This window comes from Algoriphagus taiwanensis, assembly GCF_036245645.1.
GTDB classification, from domain to species: domain Bacteria; phylum Bacteroidota; class Bacteroidia; order Cytophagales; family Cyclobacteriaceae; genus Algoriphagus; species Algoriphagus taiwanensis.
Genome location: NZ_BTPE01000001.1, coordinates 262,500 through 280,388 on the forward strand (window position 1 = coordinate 262,500; position 17,889 = coordinate 280,388).

Here is a 17,889-nt window from a genome sequence, read left to right on the forward strand (position 1 = left end):
AAGATTAAGTCTGTGCATCTGCAATTATTGCTTTTAGGAGGTTCAAATCAATTTCCATCCCCACTTCTCCTTTTTGGAGTCATAGGTTTTGATGATTTTTCCTTTGAAATTTTGCCCATCGCTGAGCTTGTATTTTGTGATAAGGCTTGGATGGATAAACGCATCCCCAATAAATCCAAAGTTTGCTCCAGGTTTGATTTTGACAGTCCCTTCCACTTCTTTTTGAAATTGGGATTTGAAGGAATCATCCGTTACTTTCTTGCAGGTCAAGACATTGTAACGCCCACCTTTTGCCCCTTCATTTAATCGGACTGATAGCACTTCTCCAGGTTGGACTTTCTTCATAAACCGATCGAATTTGAAGAAGCCAAACTTTTCTTCGGAAGCATTAAAGTTAAGCATGCTCTTGTCCGAATTGACAAACTCTACAAAAACCAATTCTTCAGGGGTGTCCGAATATAGTATGCTTTCTGCTAGAGCTGTATGCTGTCGATAGAAGGATTTATTGGATTCCAAGGTCCTTGCTTCAGCATACCAAGATTGACTTACCCATTGATTGATGATCCCAGGGATCTTATGCCCATGAGCTTCCTTTACTTTCAAAATTCTTTCGATCTCAGTCTTAGCCTCATTGTAAAGTTTCTGTTGGATCATAGCTTCTGCCATCTTTTGCCTTACTCCAACCAACATCTCTTCCGGACTGGTGCAAACCAATGCCCGACAATGACAGGAAAATACCTTTTCAGGTTCCTGTTCTACCGCTTCAGCCAAGACCTCCCATACCCAAAAATCATTTTGCTTTTTTCGGGCAAAAGGAATTAATGCAGACAAAACGTCCTCATGATCTCCTAAGGCCAACAGAAGTTTGGCCTGGAAATAGGGGGGGTACTGGTAATTGGGATATTTTTCACCCAACGCCTCAAGGTGGGGCAAGAATTCCTCAGCTTTTTCTCTATTGAAATAAACATTCCCCTGCATGTCTCTCTGGGGTAGGAGATGCTTAGCATAGGCGATATACACCTGCTCGGCCAAGGCCATGATTTCTTTACCGGTTGGCAGTTTTTCCTTTTGAAAATCCTGTTCGGAAAGATTTTCCAAACCCCACCAATCCATGAATTGTAGGTAATACCCGCTGTCTTTTAGGCCTTTATGGAAACTTTTTAGCAGGTAACTGTATCCATCTGATGGTTTAGGAAAATGGAAGTTACTGATCAAATCAGCCAACTGCTTGATTTTTTGAACCGGAATAGGTTCTTCTTTGGATAACGCAAACACTAGCTTACCTACCTGAAAAGAAAGAGAATCGAACAGTATCTTTTCATCTTCTGGAAATTGAAGATCGACCAACTGTTTTAGCCAGGAAAAAAAGTCTTCAAAGCTTTCTGCAGAAGCATTGACTTTTAAATACTCATAATACACCCAACCGAGATTTCGCTTGGTCCAGATATTTTCCGGATTAGCTTCGAGTTCAGCCTTGGCCATTTCCAAAGCTTCTTCAAGCCTTCCAGACTGACGTAGTTCTTTGATTTCTTTAGCTGGCATATTCCTGAAGTTTTTGAATCAAACGTGAAAGTTTCTGATCGTTTGAATCTTCGGTGGATTTTGGTAATGCACTGGTCAGCTGCCCTTTTCCATTGAAGTAAAATTGGATCATTGCTGCTTTTGCATCAGTTTTTAGAAAATAAGTTACAAAAAACTGCTGAGGTTTTTCTTCTACATTGGTGATGGTGACACCTGTTTCTTCTGTAGCCGATCGCATAATGCCCCATAGTTTTTTCAGAATCTCCAGAGAGGGAGAATAATCAATCGAATAGACGAATTGAAATGGACGGTTGATCAAATCAAGCAAATCCTCTTTCCAAGTTGGAGTTGCTCCTGCAATCGAATGAAAATCATTAAAAATACCGGCTTTGTTGTGGTCCGAATCAATAACCAAAATTTCATCCTCTCTCTTGATAGAATACCGTTCCCTATATTCACCCAAGCTTTGAACTTGGCTGATCTGGTAAGGAGTATTTTCAAGTTTCTCCTGGAGTTCCCAATACTTCAGACTTTTAGTCAAATGTTGATTTTCCCTATGGTAAGGGGACACAGGCACTAAAGATAGACTAAGTGCATTTTCCGGCACATTAGTCAAATGACTAATTGAATTAATTTTAAACTTGGAAAATGGCGTAATCAAAGGAGCATTTGCTGCATAGAATTTTGAACGTGCACGTGTGGTAGCTGTGTAGCTCCATCTCAAGGGATCGTCAGCCAAACTGGTCCGTCCATAATAATCCACAAAAACCGTGTCCCATTCTCCACCCTGTGCTTTGTGACAGGTGATAGCATAGCCATATTTAACCCTGACCGCATTGAAAAATCGGTCCGATTTCAATCTGTCTTTGAATTCAGGCGATCCAACTTTAAAAGTGACCTTTCCCTCTTGTTTATTCTTTTCTTGCTCTTCCTTGAAACGCATCACAAAATCCACGTAAAGAGCTTTCAATTCAAGAATATTAAGGTCTTTGTTTGGGGAATTGAGCAATGAATCTATGATAAGGCAATTCACGTCCTCAGGCTGATTTGCCAGTCGGATGGTGATTTCCCGGAACGCAAGCGTAATATGCTTTTTTACTCTCTTTCCTGCGATTATATCATAGACAGGGATATTCTTTCGCTCCACGATGGAGGAATTTACACCCATGACTTTGATCATCTCCCCATTCATTAACTCCACCCCGTAACTATGGTAATTGTTATGAATAATCATCAAAACATCCCCAGGCTGGATGGTAGTCCGATTTGGGAATAATTTTTCCCTTACCGCAATATTATATTGGTGACATTGGCTGTTGCTGAAAGCGATGACGACCCCATTTCCGATTTCAGGAATTGGAAATTCATTGACATATTGATGTGGGACCAAGTCAGTCGGTATTTCAAACGAGTTGGTTTGATCAAAAAGAAATTGAAAATACGATTTTTGCTTATTTCCAATCAGCGAGCGAATTCTGAAGGCATTTTCCAGAATGCTATTTTGATCCTGACGTTTGACAGTCGTGAGGGTAGCTGAGGCAGTTTTAAAACCAAGTGATTGGAAATATTCTTCACTTAATGCCAGGGATTTATTATCTCCTACAGGAGGTAACTGTGCCGGGTCTCCCACCAAAATCAATTTGCATTTGGATACCGGAATTCTGGTGTAAGTTATCAGATCATTCAATAAAACACCTGTTCCGAAAGTAAAAAGCTCATGATGGGATTCCTTACTGGAAACCATAGAAGCTTCATCAATTATCAATACCGTTTCATTGTCTTCAATTTGTTGAATGGGGAAAAAATAATGAAAGGAGGAGCTTGCATCATCCCCATCATCTTCTGTGGTTTTTAGTTCTTTGAAATTATAGATGGTCTTATGGATAGTTTGACCAATTCCAGTTTTGTCTCTAAGTACTTTGGCAGCCCGGCCAGTAGGAGCCATTACTTCCACTTGCTTTTTTTGAGCACTTAAAAAGTCAATTACTCCCTTGAGAATGGTGGTTTTGCCCGTTCCAGCATACCCCTTAAGGATAAAGACCTGGCTATCATTTGCCAAAAACAGGTCGATATCCTGCAAAGCCTTTTCTTGGTCAGGGCTTAAAGATAAGTGGCTGAAATGGGTTAGAATGCTCATGGTTTTAAATCTGAATCAAAGCTAATGGAGAGGAGTGCAGTCAAAGTGCATAGGTATTTTAGACCTTTTCCAAGTTACTGTTTACTTTAAAAATGAAATCTTCAAGAAAACCTAAAAACTTAAAGTAATATCTGTCGAAATTGGACAATATCTCTTCCTTTTCTCTTTCCTGATAATCAGTTGAATTTCCTCCTCGATGATTTGAGTTTCTAATAAGGTACAGTTGATTGCCTGTACTATATATTGAATCGAATTCATTGGTGCTAAACTTTAACTCTTCATTAAAATAGAAGAAATATAAGACTGCTCTCAGGCGATATTTAAAAAACCAATCGACAGGTTGTTTACCACAGTGTTCTATAATTTTATTTTGATCATTAGTCATGAAAATCAAGCTGGCTACTGTTTGATTTCCTGATCTAGTAAATTGTCTAGTAATTTTATCAAATTTTAAAATCGAGGGAGAACTTTTTAACGAATTAAATCTTCCTTGAAAAATAGGAGAGGAGACCAAGTGATTTACTATTCCTTCAACTTGTTGAAATCCTGCCAAACAAAAATCTTCAAAGTCATCTTTCCTTTTGAATCTTTCCATTCGGATAAAATCCTGAATCAAATTTTCTTTGATAGAGCTGATTTTAAAACCTTCATAAAATCTTGCTGCCTGATCCTTAATGATCATTTCTATGCAAAACTCATAGATCTCATCAAGTGAGGAGTTACCTAAGTCTTTTGAACTTGAACCCAAACGAAGTAGAAGCTTCGATTTAAACCATTCATTTTCTGGTAGCTCTGCTATTTCAGCAATAAACAGAAGAAGTTTTTCTAATTTATTTTTATCCATCAGGGTTTTTGGGGGTTGTAGATTTCTAAGGCTTGATCGAGTCCGGTTGTCATTAGCAGGTCAAGAACCCGATTTAGGTGGCCAATCCTAGAATTTTTCCTGACGGGAGATTCTGAAAGGTTTTTAAATCGGGTCAACAATTTTTCATATCGAGAATTCTCGCCACTAACCATTTTCAAATAGTTTAATTTCCCATTAATGACACTTGCCATATCAGGTCTTCCCTTTAAGATATGACTTTTGTCTTTGAGGTATTCAGCCAGGAAAAAGGAGTATGCCCTATCATACCCGTACCTTTCCCAGTAATACAGCCACATCCGGAGCTGCTTAATATAGCGTTTGGAAACATTTACTTTTTCATTGACCACCAGGCCTGTGACTTCTTGTCTAAATCCTTCTTTCTGAAGCCGGGTTTTTGACTCTTTTATTTCAAATCCCTGATCTTTAATAACCCTCTCAAGTTCAATAATGAACTCTGAATCTTTCTGGTAGACATTATGCATTGAACTAAAGGTTAGATCATCTGCATATCGAGTGTATCGAAGCCCGAATCGCTTGGCCACACCTTGCAATCGATGATCCATTTTTCGGCAAATGATATTTGTAATCGTTGGCGATGTCGGGGCTCCTTGTGGTAACACATTGCGCTTGACCTTAACCCAGGTATTTTCGGGATCTTTTCGCTCCACTTCTAACTCGGTACAGCAAATTCCAGCAATTATATTGGCGATTTCTAATTTGCCCAAGGTTGGAATCTCATTAACTAGCCAGGCCGCTTTTCTGGTGTCATTGTCCAATTTCCAGTGAGAATGATACGATTTGGTTATTACATAAATGGGTTTTTCAGGATCTATGGAACCAGATGCAAAAAGCTTAACCTTGAATTGATTAGAGGGGAGTGGAGTGAAAATTTCATAAAAAGGATGGTCAGTTTCCGGAATATACTTTTCATCAACTACGAATTCTGAAACATAAGAGTAACGATACCTTTGGAAGGTTATATCCTTAGACTTTAAAACCTGAGTTGAGAATTCTTCCCAAGGCATGGAAAAAATTTCAGGTGAAGTTTCCTTATTTAGATTGAAAGGGGGCAATTGAAGTACTTTCCATACTCTTGCCTGTTCGATGGATGGGAAAAAGTCTTTTAAATCTAAATTATAGACATATCGCTGGCCAATATGAGCCTTGGCATTATCTACAATAGATTTGCCGGGGACAAATCCCGTTGCAGCAACGTGAGGCACATTAATTGACTGAAGGATTATATTTAATACTTGTTGAAGTGATTTTAGCTTTCCGATAGGGGCATGTATTGATCTTTCGCCTCCGGATTTCTTTTTTATCTGAAATTTAAAATACCTTTTCCCTCCTAGGTTGGCATTAGCATACCTAGTCAGCTGTGTCATACTAAAAGAGTATGCCTTTTCCCCATAAATCCACTCGGCAACCAAATTGATCAAGTTCAAAAGATCTTCCTTGGTCTGAAGTCTTTTAAAATTTTCCCTTACGTCTTTGACTTGATTTTCAGTTAGCATGGCTGACAAATTAAAAAGTTCAAGAAGACCTGCCGGTATATTCTCCGTTTATGAACTATATATTTCATAAAATAGAAAAATCTAATTCAAGAAAAATTTCATTATTCTTTAATGAATAATTCTATTTAACTCAACCATTCATCCTGAATTTTCAGGACACCAACCGCTCTGATACAACCCTATGGTTATTTCCAGTTGGCACAAATCAATAGTTTTCGACAGGTCTTCAAAGAACTTCCACAAAGGAAAAGTTTTACTGTGCAGTGATTCTTCACAGCAAAGCAGCTTTTCCTATATTTATTTAATTATTCAAGAAAAGCTTGAGACTTATCAAAAGCCAACCTAATCCCAAACGGACTGAAAATAACCAAAAATGTCAACTAACAAAAACGCCCTAATCAGATACAAAGTCTTGGATTCTTGTTTTCGAAATCCAGGAAAGCGCTACTTTATGAATAGTCTGATAGAGGAGTGTGAAAAAGTATTAGCAGAAATCGATCCGGAGACCAAAGGAATTTCGAGAAGGCAGATTTTTGATGACATCTCATTTATGGAAAGTTCAGAGGGCTGGTCGATAGATTTGAAACGTCATAAGGATGGGAAAAAGGTCTTTTATCGTTACAAGGACCTTAATTTTTCAATTAACAATATGCCGCTAAATGAGGTAGAGATCAATCAGCTTAATGATGCAGTTGACATCCTTTCGCAATTCAAAGGAATGCCTCAGTTTGATTGGATTAGTGAAATGATTCCAAAATTGAGGCAAGGAATTAACTCATTTGACTCTGAAACCAAATTGATGGAATTTGAATCCAATGAATATTTGAAAGGGAAGGATCATTTAGGAACACTCTACAATGCGCTAAAACACAAGACACCGTTAAAAACAAGTTACCAACCCTTTCAAAATGAGGTTCCTTACGAGCTGATTATTCATCCCTATTATTTAAAGCAGTATAATGGAAGATGGTTTTTATTCGGCTACAATCCGATGAATGGAAAATCTGACTGGAATTTGGCCATTGACAGAATTTTGGATCTAGAAGAACTTTCAATCCCTTTTAAAGAGAATACCGAAATAAACTGGGAGGAATATTTTGAAGACATCATGGGAGTTACCAAGCCAGATGGACAGCCCATTCAACAAATAGTCTTACATTTTTTTGGAAAAACTGGTCGATATATTGAAAGTAAGCCTATTCACGGATCTCAGAAAAGTAAGTGGCTTGACACAAATACCCTCGAAGTAAAACTTGAGTTAATCCCAAATTATGAATTTGAAAGATTGATTTTATCGTATGGCGAATCAGTGAAAATACTTGAGCCGGTAGCGTTGATTAAGAAAATTCTTTTAAGAATAGAAAATGCTTTAGCTCAATATTGAAATTTTGGCATCAAATAAAAGTAATGCATGAAAAGACAAGACTCAGAAGAAATTGAAATTGTTCAAACCAAATTGATTGTTCTTGAAAATAGCTTTAAGGATTACAGAGATCAATTTAAAAAAATTAAGTTTTACCTTGAATCTGATCCAGATAGTTGTCTTTTAAGGGTATCTGCTATTCTAGAAGATGTATTTAAAAACATTTGGAAAAAGTACAATCCCAATTCTGATGCACCAAAAAATTTGTTTGAAATATTACAGTCAGATTCACTTAAAAATTTGATTCCTAGTAATATTCTATCGAGGATTCACAACTTAAGAATCCTTGGAAATTTGGCGAGGCACTCAAGTATAACCTCTCCTTTAAATTTTGAAGATGCTATTATGAGCATTCATCTAATATTTTCAATTTTAAATTGGTACAGATCTAGAATTTTAGAAAAATCTGAATTACCGGAACCAGTTCAAGCCCAACTCTCCTTTAGGCACTATTTTTTTGAAATGTTCACTGAGTTAAAGACGATTTCACTTGTTTCATTGCATTTTTTATTATCCTTCCTAATTATTCGATTTCATTCGATTCTTCCTGAAGATTTCCAAGCTCCTTTCAAATTTACTTATGAAGGTGCTTTTTCGAAGTTTGGAATAATTAGTTCTATAATTTCTGCATTCTATAGTTTGGTATTAATTCTGACAACATCAATTATGGCATGGTTAATTTTTAAAGAATTTAGAAGGCAAGGAATACTTGCTAGAATTTGGTCATTTGAACTGATGTTCTTTGTGGTTTTCAACCTTCAATTTATTTGCGTTGTATTCCTAGATCCGCTTACCGACCTGTGGTAGGCTATTATGTCATTTTTTAATTGGAAGAATTTATAAACTTCAGCATTCTTACTTTAAAGAATAGCCCTCTTTCTGTTAAGGACACAAAAGACCTAGAGTAGTACTGATTTGACCTGTCTGAACTGATATAACCTTTATTCTCAAGGGATTTTAGAAAACCATAAGTTGTGGCTTTTTTAGCTTGGTTTTTATCGCAGATCTCCTGTTTTGAAACCACCTGATGTTGCTCGAGTAACCTTGAAGTAAGTATAAGAACAAACTTCTCTCCTGGTGTCAATTCCTCATTGCCTTCAGTTAAGAAATATCTAATTCCTGCTTCTATTTGCTGGAGATTTATTTTCATAGTCTATATAATATTGATTTAGTGGATTGGAGAGGGGGTTAGGTCATAAATTTATGCACTTTGATTTTTCAATCGTATAGGGGTGATCTTAATCCATTTTCAAATCCATCTCTCAAAGCTTTGATTTCTTTCTTTTGAATGCTCTTGTTATCTATGGTGCTGAAATTGTTCAAGTAGTTTTCAATTAATTTGTCAAGAATTCTTGCGTCAAGTCTTCCTGCTGCAACATATCCTCCAGCAAGTCTTGCAACTTTTAGTCTTTCAGAATGCATCTCTCCTGGTTGAGCATTTTCTAATCTATTGATTAGCATCTGCTCTAGACCTGATTCATCTTGATTAATTTTGAATGTTTTTCTATTAAAATTAAATGCCTCCTTCTTCAGGAGAAATTTTTTTGGATTATGATTAAAGTAGGGTTCATCGTCAAACGAATATCCTCTAAGTGATGCAACGTTTTTCGGCCTAGTATCTAATTCAATTCCCCAGTTTTTAAGGAATTTTTCAAATAGGGCATCAAAGTAACGTGCATGATTTTCAGGGTCAGGTGGTATTGGAATCAGTCCCCAATATCCAGTTCCGGATACTGACTTTCCCAGGTAGGCAATATTTGATAGGTTAACCAATTCGGATTTTAGGTCCTCCCAGTTTGTTATTAGTTGATTTTTTGGGGACAAGTCGAGGTCTATCTGAATCAGTCCCGAATGATTGATAAGATTTGATTGACTCCGATATGAGAAAGTCCCGCTAGGAGTGATGCAAGGAAGTGTGGATTTAAGTGCATCCCTTTGCTTTTTATCTTCAATTGAGCGTATAGCTTCTACTCGGTCTTTATACTTCCTAGAGGTTAACCATGTCATCAAATTGATAGAAACAGGATTCCAAGTGGTGTTATAATTTTGAAAACACGATACTTGAACATTCAAAACAGAATTTCTTAAGTTTTCCATACTTAAATACTTTGATGTCAAAAAGGGTATAGGGATTTTTACATACTTAAATGCCTAAAACCCTATGCCCCTTGATTAAACGAGTTAGTTGTTGAAGGCTTCAAGAACTAGGTTGAAATAGGAATTGGGTGCTTTTTTATCTCCAATTCTTTTGATCCAACCTTGCTCTTCATAGTAATTCAAAAACTTTCCAGCATTGTTAGCTCCAATTTCGAATTTGTCTTTAAGAAAGGATTTTACTTCAGGCCCTTTTGGAGAAGAGTTTTCTCTGAAAAGCTCGTTCAGAGATTCTAGATGTATATCTTTTTCGATTTGGTCAGGGGAAGATTTATTGGGTTTAGTTAGACCTTCGATTATGGTGGCGTCAAAACCATCTAAGATTCTTGGTAAACCGTCTTGATCAATAACAAATGCGAATGGATCGGGAGTTTTGTCTCGGCAATATTCAGCTCTTACTAGAGATATGCTTTTATCCTTCTGAAGATAAACTGATAAAACAGTTTGGGCCTTATTGACCAGTTCTGATCCAAGATGACCACGTGCATTTTGATCCCCTTTGTTTTGATGCAGGGCAGTTATAATATGAATTTTTTTTTCCTGTGTCCATTTTAGGAGATAGGAGGCAATTAAACTGGCTTCTTCGTCATCATTTATAGATGTGACTAAGTCCCTTACCCCGTCGATGCCTACAGCCCCTAGGTTAGGGATGGTTTGGATTGCTGTATCGATAATGTGCAGTCTTTCGGTCGGAGAAAATATTCTCAAGCTATAGGCTTCGAAATGATCAGAGTTTGATCCAGTCATTTTTATTATCCTATGGAGGAGTTTCTGGACATGATATTCAGATTGCTCAGTATCAAAGAAAACTACTTTCTTTTTGTCGGATGGGAGTTTGCCTTTTATCCGATCATGGATTGCTCCATTTTTTGTAAGTGCTGCCATAAATAGGGAAATACAAAAGGTTTTTCTTGATTTGGCTTTTCCAATGATCAAGGAAAAGTCACCCAATGATCCTATGGTTCCTTCTCTACCTTCATTATCCACTATTGATAAGCAAACAGGTGGTTGGCGAAGAGGCTTTTTTGGATCAATTTTTACCTTATTAAGTAATTTCAGCCACTTATTATTATCGAATTTTTGAGTTGAATTACCTTTTACTACAGTATTTAAATCTGTATTGGGATCAATTTTTACCTGTCTCATACTAGAGCGGCCTCCATTCCGATCAATAAAAGGACTTTTAGTAAAGGTGTAAATGCATTCCCTCGCAAATGCGGGTATTGAATAATTGATTGGTCACTTAAAGTGGCAGGGTGGTTAGTAAGAAATGATCTATCCGACTCCCAATGTTTTTTGGCGGTCATCGTGATCAATATTTAACTGTTTTGACTTGGTGTAATGATTTTTCGATTTCGCTCTCTTTGAAGAGAACACGTCTACCTATGATGTAGGATTGGATCAATCCCTGCTTGGTATAGCTATCCAGGGTGACAAGGCACACGTTCAGCTTGAGGGCAGCTTCCTTGCGGGAGAGCAGTTTTTCGCTGTCCGATGGAGAGGGATTTAAGTGGAATCTTTTTAATGCCTCATTGATTTCTGAATTAATAATTCCCCGAAACTCATCAACTGAGTATGGGAAAAGTAAGATTGGTTTTTCCATTACTTTTGAATTTATTTTCGAACGTTTCAAAAGTATTTCATGGGAAATAGCTCAATTATACCAATTATACCATAGTCTAAAATGGATAATCCTTAACAAATAAATATTCCCCATCTTCACTCTTTCCTTTCTTTACTGATCCCAAAGAGACTTCAACATTAAAGTCTTGAATGCATATTTGGATTACCTGTTTTTCATGTAGAGATTTCTGTAAAAACTTTAGTCCTATGTATTTTACCATACTAACCAGGTGAATTTTTCCATGCATATCAATACCTGTCCAGGTGGTATAGTCTTCTGAAATCAATCCTTTTTTATAAAGAAAATTTTTTAGTTTATCATATTCTTTTTGGTCCTCATATTTTTTTATGAAAAGTTCTTTTAAAGAAATTTGTGGATCAGGAGCAGTTTTTCTATTTGTCGAAGAATCCATTGCTGTGGATATTTTTTTCTTTTGATCTGATGGATTGTTCATTTTTTGATTATCCGAAGTTTCAAATCCTAAGATTGAATTTTGTTTAGCCACAAAGGTTAAAATGAAATCTTCAGGAACTGATGGATCTGGAAGCCTCAAGAATTCTGGAATCTTATCTCCCTTGTAAATTATTGGATATAGGATTTGTCCTATTCTTCTATCATTTAGAGAGAGGTCATCTAACTCAGAATCTAAAAGATTGGGATCTAGACAAAACTCTTTTTTGACCTGATTTTTGAGATGGGAAAAATAGATTTGAAATATTTTCATGGGGTCATCAGGGATATACCAACCATGCCGAACCCCAGGTCCTTCTTTCAAATTATTGATTACATGACTTAAATTTAACTTTAGTTTTTCGAACCAAAGTTTTTGAACTTCGGCAGGATTTAACTCAGTGTAACGAATGATTTCCTCTTCAAATTTTTCCATAACATTTGATCAGGCTTGTTTTTTAAGTTTATTCCAATGCTCCATTAGTAATCTTGCATTTTCTTCTGGAGTGACTTTTATGTAAAGCAGAAATGCTTTTTCTGTTCGGTGGCCGGTGATCTTCATTAAACTTATTGCTGGGAATCCACTTTTATAGACATTTGTCGCAAATGACCTACGAGCTGTATGCGTTGTAACTAATTCCCATTTTTCCTTTTTGGTGATAACCTTTATGCCTCCTTTGATACCCTCAACTTCTACGGGAACCTTTAAGCTGTCAACCTTCTTTGCGATCTCTTTTAGATAGAAGTTCATTTTTTGGTTGGCAATTGCAGGAGGAAGACTGTTTGGATATTTGTCTTTATATTTTTCAAGTATAGCCTTGGTAGCAGGTAGAATAGGTACTACGACAGATTCTCCTGTTTTGAAAGTCTTGATATGAAGGTAATCACCCTCAATGTTTTCTTGCCTAATTGATGTGAAATCCGAAAACCTAAGACCAGTCCAACAGCCTACAATAAATAAATCCCTTACGCGCTCATAGTGTGGCTGCGAAGACAAATCCAAGTTGTAAAGGTCTGTCAGCTCGGATTCATTCAAATAAATCGAAAAACCTGGCACTTTGTGTGCCTTAAACTGTTTGCTTTGGTAATAGAGGTTTGAATTATACCCATTCTCGGTGGCATAGTTCAAAAAGGTCTTTATGACCTGAATGTACTTTCCAACGTTGTTTAGAGAGTAGCTTTTTTTAATAACTTCATTTTTTTTGCCGTAAATAGGCTTGTTTAGGAAATCCACAAACTTGGTATAAAAATTTTTGTCGATTGACTGAAAGGTTAAGTTATACTTCTTTCCAAAGGTCTCTAATACAGAGTAAGTAGTATTATACTTTTGGATGGATCTCTTATCAAATCGCTTCCCTGTGGAGGTAAGTCTTATACCTGTCTCAGAATCCTTTATAAACCGTTTAAAAAGTTCCAAAAAAGTGACAGGTCGGTTTTCTTCCTTGGTATAGTTTATTGAATCAGATGGATTCAGGACTTCATCTAACCTTTTTTTAAGCTCTTCGATTGAGGGAGGCCTTTGCAATTCGTTGTGAAGTGATTCTAATTCTTTTTCGGCTGTCCCTTTAATAAATCTCAGATAGGAATTTAATTCCTTGGAAAGTGGGAAGTCTTTGACCTGTCTTGCTACTTGCTCGGTCTCATTCCAAAATTTTGAATAAATCGCTTTTCCTGTAGGATATTTTAAGCGGGTGGAATTGAAGCTTACAAAAAGAATGATCGGGGTCTCTCCGTCTTTGCTTTTCTCTCTAAGGTAGAAATTGAACTTTGCCATGCGTCTGTTTAGATTGGGATACCTAAATATACTAAAAATTACAAAATCGGGGGACACTTTGGGGGACACTTTTCCTTGGACTAGTTACTTCTAGACATAGTTTATTTAGTTGTAAATATTCGAAATTGAGCAAATAAGGCCATTTTTTGAGATAATTAGACAAAATGAAAACAAAGGGTATGTAGCTCTGTTCCCGCTACTACGAAGCCGGTCAGAAATGATCGGCTTTTTTATTTTCAATAATCTTGGATTGTGGTTCAGATGGGGTAATTGCCATTACTGTTACCTCTACTACAGGAACAAAGAGCAGTCATTCCGGTTTTCTCACTTTCTTATCCCATCCACAGAAAATTTCCCTCCTCCACTTAGTAAGAGTCCCAAAAAGGCGGCAAAGTAGAGTAGGGGAAGCTCCTTTTTCCCGAAGGGATCATTCCAATGGGCATAAAACGCAGCTACCAGCATGGTAATCATCAGTGGGATAGTTGCCCAGCGGGTCTTGAATCCCATAATAATCAGTCCTGAACAGATCACCTCCGCAAAAATTGCCATCGAAAGACTGACCTCGGGGCCCAAACCAAAAGGATCTGCAAAACGAACCGGGCCATCACCAAATAGTCGGCCGATTTTCGGGATACCATGGGTCAGCATCATTCCTCCGGTAAGCAGTCGAACGAGCAAAAGACCCAAGTCCTGGGCTAGTTGGTTTTTCATGAGATAAAAGATTTTTTCCTGAATTTAGGGCCAAACTGCCGACAGCATCCGGTCTTTTCCATTAAGGTCCTTATGGATAGTTACTCGGTCATATCCTTGTTTTTCCAATAGCTCCAGGATAGCCTCAGCAGCTTTTTCATAGATTTCAAAATACAGGAGCCCCCCGTGTTTGAGCATTCTTTTTCCTTTTTCACCTACTTCTCTGTAAAAAATAAGTGGGTCTGAATCTGCCACAAATAGAGCCAAATGAGGCTCATGGTCCACTACATTGGGGTGCATCTCCTCCTTATCCGAAAGAGGCACATAAGGCGGATTAGAAACGAGAATATCCAAGTCCTCCAGGTTGGGAATTTGATTTAAAATATCGATCTGAGAAAAATCAACCTTGGCATGGAGCAAGTCCCGATTTTTTTCGGCGACTTGAAGGGCTTCTTTTGAAATGTCCACAGCATAGACTTCCGGATCTTTCATTTCCAGAGAAAGGGTGATAGGAATACACCCCGTTCCAGTTCCGACATCTAAAATCTTCAGACCGCTTTTGGGATTTTGGCTTTTGATCAGATAGACAAGCTCTTCGGTTTCATTTCTAGGGATAAGCGTGTCTGGAGTGACCAAAAAATCCCTTCCGTAAAAAGGAGCTTTTCCTAGGATATATTGGATGGGTTGGCCGGATTGGAGTTTTTCAAAGTCCTGCCAAAAGGCCTCGGGCAAATCCCATTCTTCCATAAATTTCAAAAAATCCACCTTTTTTAGCCCGAAATGATACTCCAACAGCCAATCGACCAGATTTAGAGCTTCCGACTCAGGGTAAAGTTGGAGCTGAGCGGCGAGTTTACGGGAAAAGTCAAGGTAGGAGATAGGCATGGCCAAAGTTAAAATGCTTTTTCGGAGAAAAGACCACAATTCCCGGCATCAAAAATATTCCTTGTACCTTTGCCCAACAATTTTCAGTCATGAAGTTACACAACAATACCATCCGAGGTGTGCATACTGCACTTGAAGCGATTTTTGAAGAGGGTCAATATGCCGATAAAGTCATCGAGCGTACCCTCAAGTCCAATCCCAAATGGGGAGCAAGGGACCGATCATTTATCGCTGAGACTACCTATGAAATGGTGCGTTGGTGGAGGTTGATTAACTATTTGAGCCCTTCCAAGGGGTATTGGGATTTGTTTGGAACCTATTGGCTGATGCAGGGAAATGAGCTTCCACCCTGGGAGGAATTTGAAAAGCTCAATCCTGCCAAAATCAAGGAAAAATATGATTCTCTGAGCAATCCGGCCCTTTTGGAGTCCATCCCTGATTGGCTGCAGGAGTTGGGAAAAAAGGAGCTTGGGGAGAAATGGGATGCAGAAATCCATGCCCTCAATGAGGAAGCCGAGGTAGTTCTTCGGGTCAATACGCTGAAAATTTCCCGTGAAAAGTTGAGAAATCGTCTGGCTGAGGATGGGATAGATACCTACATGATCAAGGGATATCCAGATGCATTGATTTTGGAAAAAAGACAGAATGTCTTCAGGAATTCGGCCTTCAAAGAAGGACTTTTTGAGGTACAGGATGCCAGTTCCCAATTGGTCGCCGATGCCTTGGCTGTCGAACCGGGCATGCGTGTGATCGATGCCTGTGCCGGAGCAGGGGGCAAGTCCCTGCATTTGGCGGCTTTGATGGAAAATAAAGGCAAAGTCATCTCCATGGATGTGGAGGAGTGGAAGCTGCAGCAGGCCAAACTGAGGGCAAGAAGAAATGGAGTGTCTATTTTTGAGCCCAAACTCATCGAAGGTACCAAGACCATCAAGCGACTGAAGGAATCGGCTGACCGACTGCTTTTGGATGTGCCTTGTTCGGGTTTGGGAGTCCTGAGAAGAAATCCGGACACCAAATGGAAGCTTTCCCCGGAGTCAATTGAAAAAGTGCGTCAAACCCAGCAGGAAATTCTTCAGACCTATCCGTCTATGCTGAAAAGCGGAGGGCAAATGGTCTATGCCACTTGCAGTATTCTTCCTTCGGAAAATGAGGAGCAGGTCAAGCAATTTCTCCAAAGTGAAGCTGGAAAGGATTTTGAGTTGATCGAGGACAAAAAAGTCTTGGCCCAGGAAAGCGGCTTTGATGGCTTCTACATCGCCCGATTGCAGAAGAAATGATTTGTTCTTTACATCCACCATCAGGCAATTTCCCTTATTTACGATTTTTGAATTTCGAGATTTACAGGAGCATTGTCGTTCTTGCTAAACTTTAATCCTACAACCTTAGCACTTTCCAACTCCCGTTTTCCGAATCACCGGGCTATGGACATCCGACATCGGACCTGCTTTCTCCTCTCATAAATAATTTGCCTATTCCTTTATTATTCAGGTCTTTATTTTTTAATTTTAATCAAATTTTAAGTTATGGACCTAGAGCTGATTTTTTCCTTCGCCAACTCGATTGCTTTTATTTGTTGGGTTTTATTGTTTGTTCTGTATCAAAAGAGATGGGTGTATAAGGCACTTTTTTCTGTTGTATTTCCTCTTTTGGCACTGATCTACCTTTATTTCATCATTCAGGGGCTTGGGCATGAGCCGCAAGGCGGATTTGATTCATTGGCCAATGTCAAACTTCTTTTTTCAAATGATGAAGCCGTTTTGGCAGGATGGATTCACTACTTGGTCTTTGATCTTTTTGTAGGAATGTGGATCTGTCATGATGCCGATCGTCGGGGAATCAACCGCTGGGTATTGCTTCCCTGTCTCCTTCTGACTTTTATGCTGGGGCCAACTGGACTTTTGCTTTATGTAATTATCAGAGCTTTTTACATGGGAAAATTTCCTCAGGAACCCTATGTGGAAAACCTGGTACACTGAACTCAGTCGAAGAAATGGCTTATTAGCCAAATCAGGGGCATTCTGTCTCCTTCTTGGTGTTTTTCTTTTATTTCTTCCTCTTGTCGATCCCCGAGAACTTTTGGGGCAGTCGGTATGGATGAAACCTGCCAAGTTCTTCCTTTCGATTTCGGTGTTCTTTTGGACGATGGCTTGGATTATGGACGAAATCAAAAATCCACCTTGGGTTATGAAAATCTCTTGGGCGATTTGGACCTTAATGCTAATTGAGTTAATCATCATCACCTATCAGGCCTCGCAGGGGAAGATATCCCACTTCAATAACGACACCCCACTTGACGGAGCCCTTTTTGGGCTGATGGGATTGGCAATTACGGTCAATTCCTTGGTAGTGATTTGGGTTTTGATCAAGCTTTGGAGTGTAAAACACCTCCCCAAAGGCTATTTATGGGGCTTGAGATTGGGTTTGCTGATTTTTCTGATCGCAGGATATCAGGGGTTTCTGATGGTAAGCTTGCACCAACATACCATAGGAGCTCCCGATGGTCAGGAGGGAATTCCCCTTTTAGGCTGGGCGTTGAACTACGGGGATTTGCGAATCTTTCATTTTCTCGGGATTCATGCTCTGCAGATATTACCCTTGTTAGGATGGTTTTTCTTCAGGGAAAAACCAATTCCCCTGATCGTGCTGGCAGTACTATACTTTGTGTTTTGTCTGGCTTTCCTGATTTTGGCATTGATGGGCAAAGGCTTGGGATTAGGATAGAAGCCCATTTTCCAAAGCTTCTTTTCTTTCCATGGAGGAAAAAGGCAGGTTTCCGCATTTATTTTTGTTTTTGGCTAGCGCCGCAATGGTTTTTGTTTGTACCTTTGACGGGCAAATAGGGTTACCTACAA

Annotated in this window: 17 protein-coding genes; 5 read left to right on the top strand and 12 right to left on the bottom strand. The window is 38.6% G+C overall.

The genetic code is table 11. The annotated features are described in order from the left end of the window. Positions 1-42: 42 nt before the first annotated feature. The 4 genes from AAA938_RS01075 to AAA938_RS01090 are packed head-to-tail and all read right to left on the bottom strand — an operon-like array spanning position 43 to position 6,037. Complete coding sequence (locus AAA938_RS01075) at positions 43-1,542, bottom strand: tetratricopeptide repeat protein (RefSeq protein WP_338226795.1); 1,500 nt, start codon at positions 1,540-1,542, stop codon at positions 43-45. Beyond that, complete coding sequence (locus AAA938_RS01080; RefSeq protein ID WP_338226796.1) at positions 1,532-3,658, bottom strand: ATP-dependent DNA helicase; 2,127 nt, start codon at positions 3,656-3,658, stop codon at positions 1,532-1,534. The genes AAA938_RS01075 and AAA938_RS01080 overlap by 11 nt, the downstream gene beginning before the upstream one ends. A 58-nt stretch (positions 3,659-3,716) precedes the next feature. Further along, on the bottom strand, positions 3,717-4,502 hold the full coding sequence (locus AAA938_RS01085) for a hypothetical protein (protein WP_338226797.1): 786 nt from the start codon (positions 4,500-4,502) through the stop codon (positions 3,717-3,719). After that, positions 4,502-6,037, bottom strand: coding sequence for a reverse transcriptase domain-containing protein (locus AAA938_RS01090; RefSeq protein WP_338226798.1), 1,536 nt, complete (start codon positions 6,035-6,037; stop codon positions 4,502-4,504). Before AAA938_RS01090 ends, AAA938_RS01085 begins: the two co-directional genes overlap by 1 nt. 451 nt (positions 6,038-6,488) lie before the next feature. On the opposite strand from AAA938_RS01090, the gene AAA938_RS01095 reads away from it, so the two are divergent. Continuing rightward, positions 6,489-7,421, top strand: a complete 933-nt coding sequence (locus AAA938_RS01095) for a helix-turn-helix transcriptional regulator (RefSeq protein ID WP_338226799.1) — start codon at positions 6,489-6,491, stop codon at positions 7,419-7,421. A gap of 27 nt (positions 7,422-7,448) precedes the next feature. Beyond that, entirely contained in the window at positions 7,449-8,267 is an 819-nt protein-coding gene (locus AAA938_RS01100) for a DUF4145 domain-containing protein (RefSeq protein ID WP_338226800.1), read from the top strand. A 16-nt stretch (positions 8,268-8,283) separates the two neighbouring features. Here the strand turns inward: AAA938_RS01100 and AAA938_RS01105 are convergent, their stop codons facing one another. The 8 genes from AAA938_RS01105 to prmC all read right to left on the bottom strand — a co-directional run bounded on the left by AAA938_RS01105 (position 8,284) and on the right by prmC (position 15,037). Next, the gene (locus AAA938_RS01105; RefSeq protein WP_338226801.1) at positions 8,284-8,610 is read right to left on the bottom strand and encodes a hypothetical protein; all 327 of its coding nucleotides are present in this window, start codon (positions 8,608-8,610) and stop codon (positions 8,284-8,286) included. Positions 8,611-8,678: 68 nt separating this feature from the next. Beyond that, on the bottom strand, positions 8,679-9,557 hold the full coding sequence (locus AAA938_RS01110; protein ID WP_338226802.1) for a BT4734/BF3469 family protein: 879 nt from the start codon (positions 9,555-9,557) through the stop codon (positions 8,679-8,681). An 84-nt stretch (positions 9,558-9,641) separates the two neighbouring features. Beyond that, positions 9,642-10,760, bottom strand: coding sequence for an AAA family ATPase (locus AAA938_RS01115; RefSeq protein ID WP_338226803.1), 1,119 nt, complete (start codon positions 10,758-10,760; stop codon positions 9,642-9,644). A 166-nt stretch (positions 10,761-10,926) separates the two neighbouring features. Then, positions 10,927-11,217 carry a helix-turn-helix domain-containing protein gene (locus AAA938_RS01120; protein ID WP_338226804.1) on the bottom strand — a complete coding sequence of 97 codons (291 nt, stop codon included), beginning with the start codon at positions 11,215-11,217 and terminating at the stop codon, positions 10,927-10,929. Between the two features lie 76 nt (positions 11,218-11,293). Beyond that, positions 11,294-12,124, bottom strand: a complete 831-nt coding sequence (locus AAA938_RS01125; protein ID WP_338226805.1) for a hypothetical protein — start codon at positions 12,122-12,124, stop codon at positions 11,294-11,296. 9 nt (positions 12,125-12,133) lie between these two features. Then, positions 12,134-13,462, bottom strand: a complete 1,329-nt coding sequence (locus AAA938_RS01130) for a site-specific integrase (RefSeq protein ID WP_338226806.1) — start codon at positions 13,460-13,462, stop codon at positions 12,134-12,136. 324 nt (positions 13,463-13,786) lie between these two features. Further along, entirely contained in the window at positions 13,787-14,173 is a 387-nt protein-coding gene (locus AAA938_RS01135; RefSeq protein ID WP_338226807.1) for a DoxX family protein, read from the bottom strand. 24 nt (positions 14,174-14,197) lie between these two features. Next, the gene (gene prmC, locus AAA938_RS01140) at positions 14,198-15,037 is read right to left on the bottom strand and encodes a peptide chain release factor N(5)-glutamine methyltransferase (RefSeq protein ID WP_338226808.1); all 840 of its coding nucleotides are present in this window, start codon (positions 15,035-15,037) and stop codon (positions 14,198-14,200) included. 89 nt (positions 15,038-15,126) lie between these two features. On the opposite strand from prmC, the gene AAA938_RS01145 reads away from it, so the two are divergent. The 3 genes from AAA938_RS01145 to AAA938_RS01155 all read left to right on the top strand — a co-directional run bounded on the left by AAA938_RS01145 (position 15,127) and on the right by AAA938_RS01155 (position 17,758). Further along, positions 15,127-16,314 carry an RsmB/NOP family class I SAM-dependent RNA methyltransferase gene (locus tag AAA938_RS01145; RefSeq protein WP_338226809.1) on the top strand — a complete coding sequence of 396 codons (1,188 nt, stop codon included), beginning with the start codon at positions 15,127-15,129 and terminating at the stop codon, positions 16,312-16,314. 246 nt (positions 16,315-16,560) lie between these two features. Then, the gene (locus tag AAA938_RS01150) at positions 16,561-17,013 is read left to right on the top strand and encodes an ABA4-like family protein (RefSeq protein ID WP_338226810.1); all 453 of its coding nucleotides are present in this window, start codon (positions 16,561-16,563) and stop codon (positions 17,011-17,013) included. After that, entirely contained in the window at positions 16,991-17,758 is a 768-nt protein-coding gene (locus tag AAA938_RS01155) for a hypothetical protein (RefSeq protein ID WP_338226811.1), read from the top strand. Before AAA938_RS01150 ends, AAA938_RS01155 begins: the two co-directional genes overlap by 23 nt. Positions 17,759-17,889 lie beyond the last annotated feature (131 nt).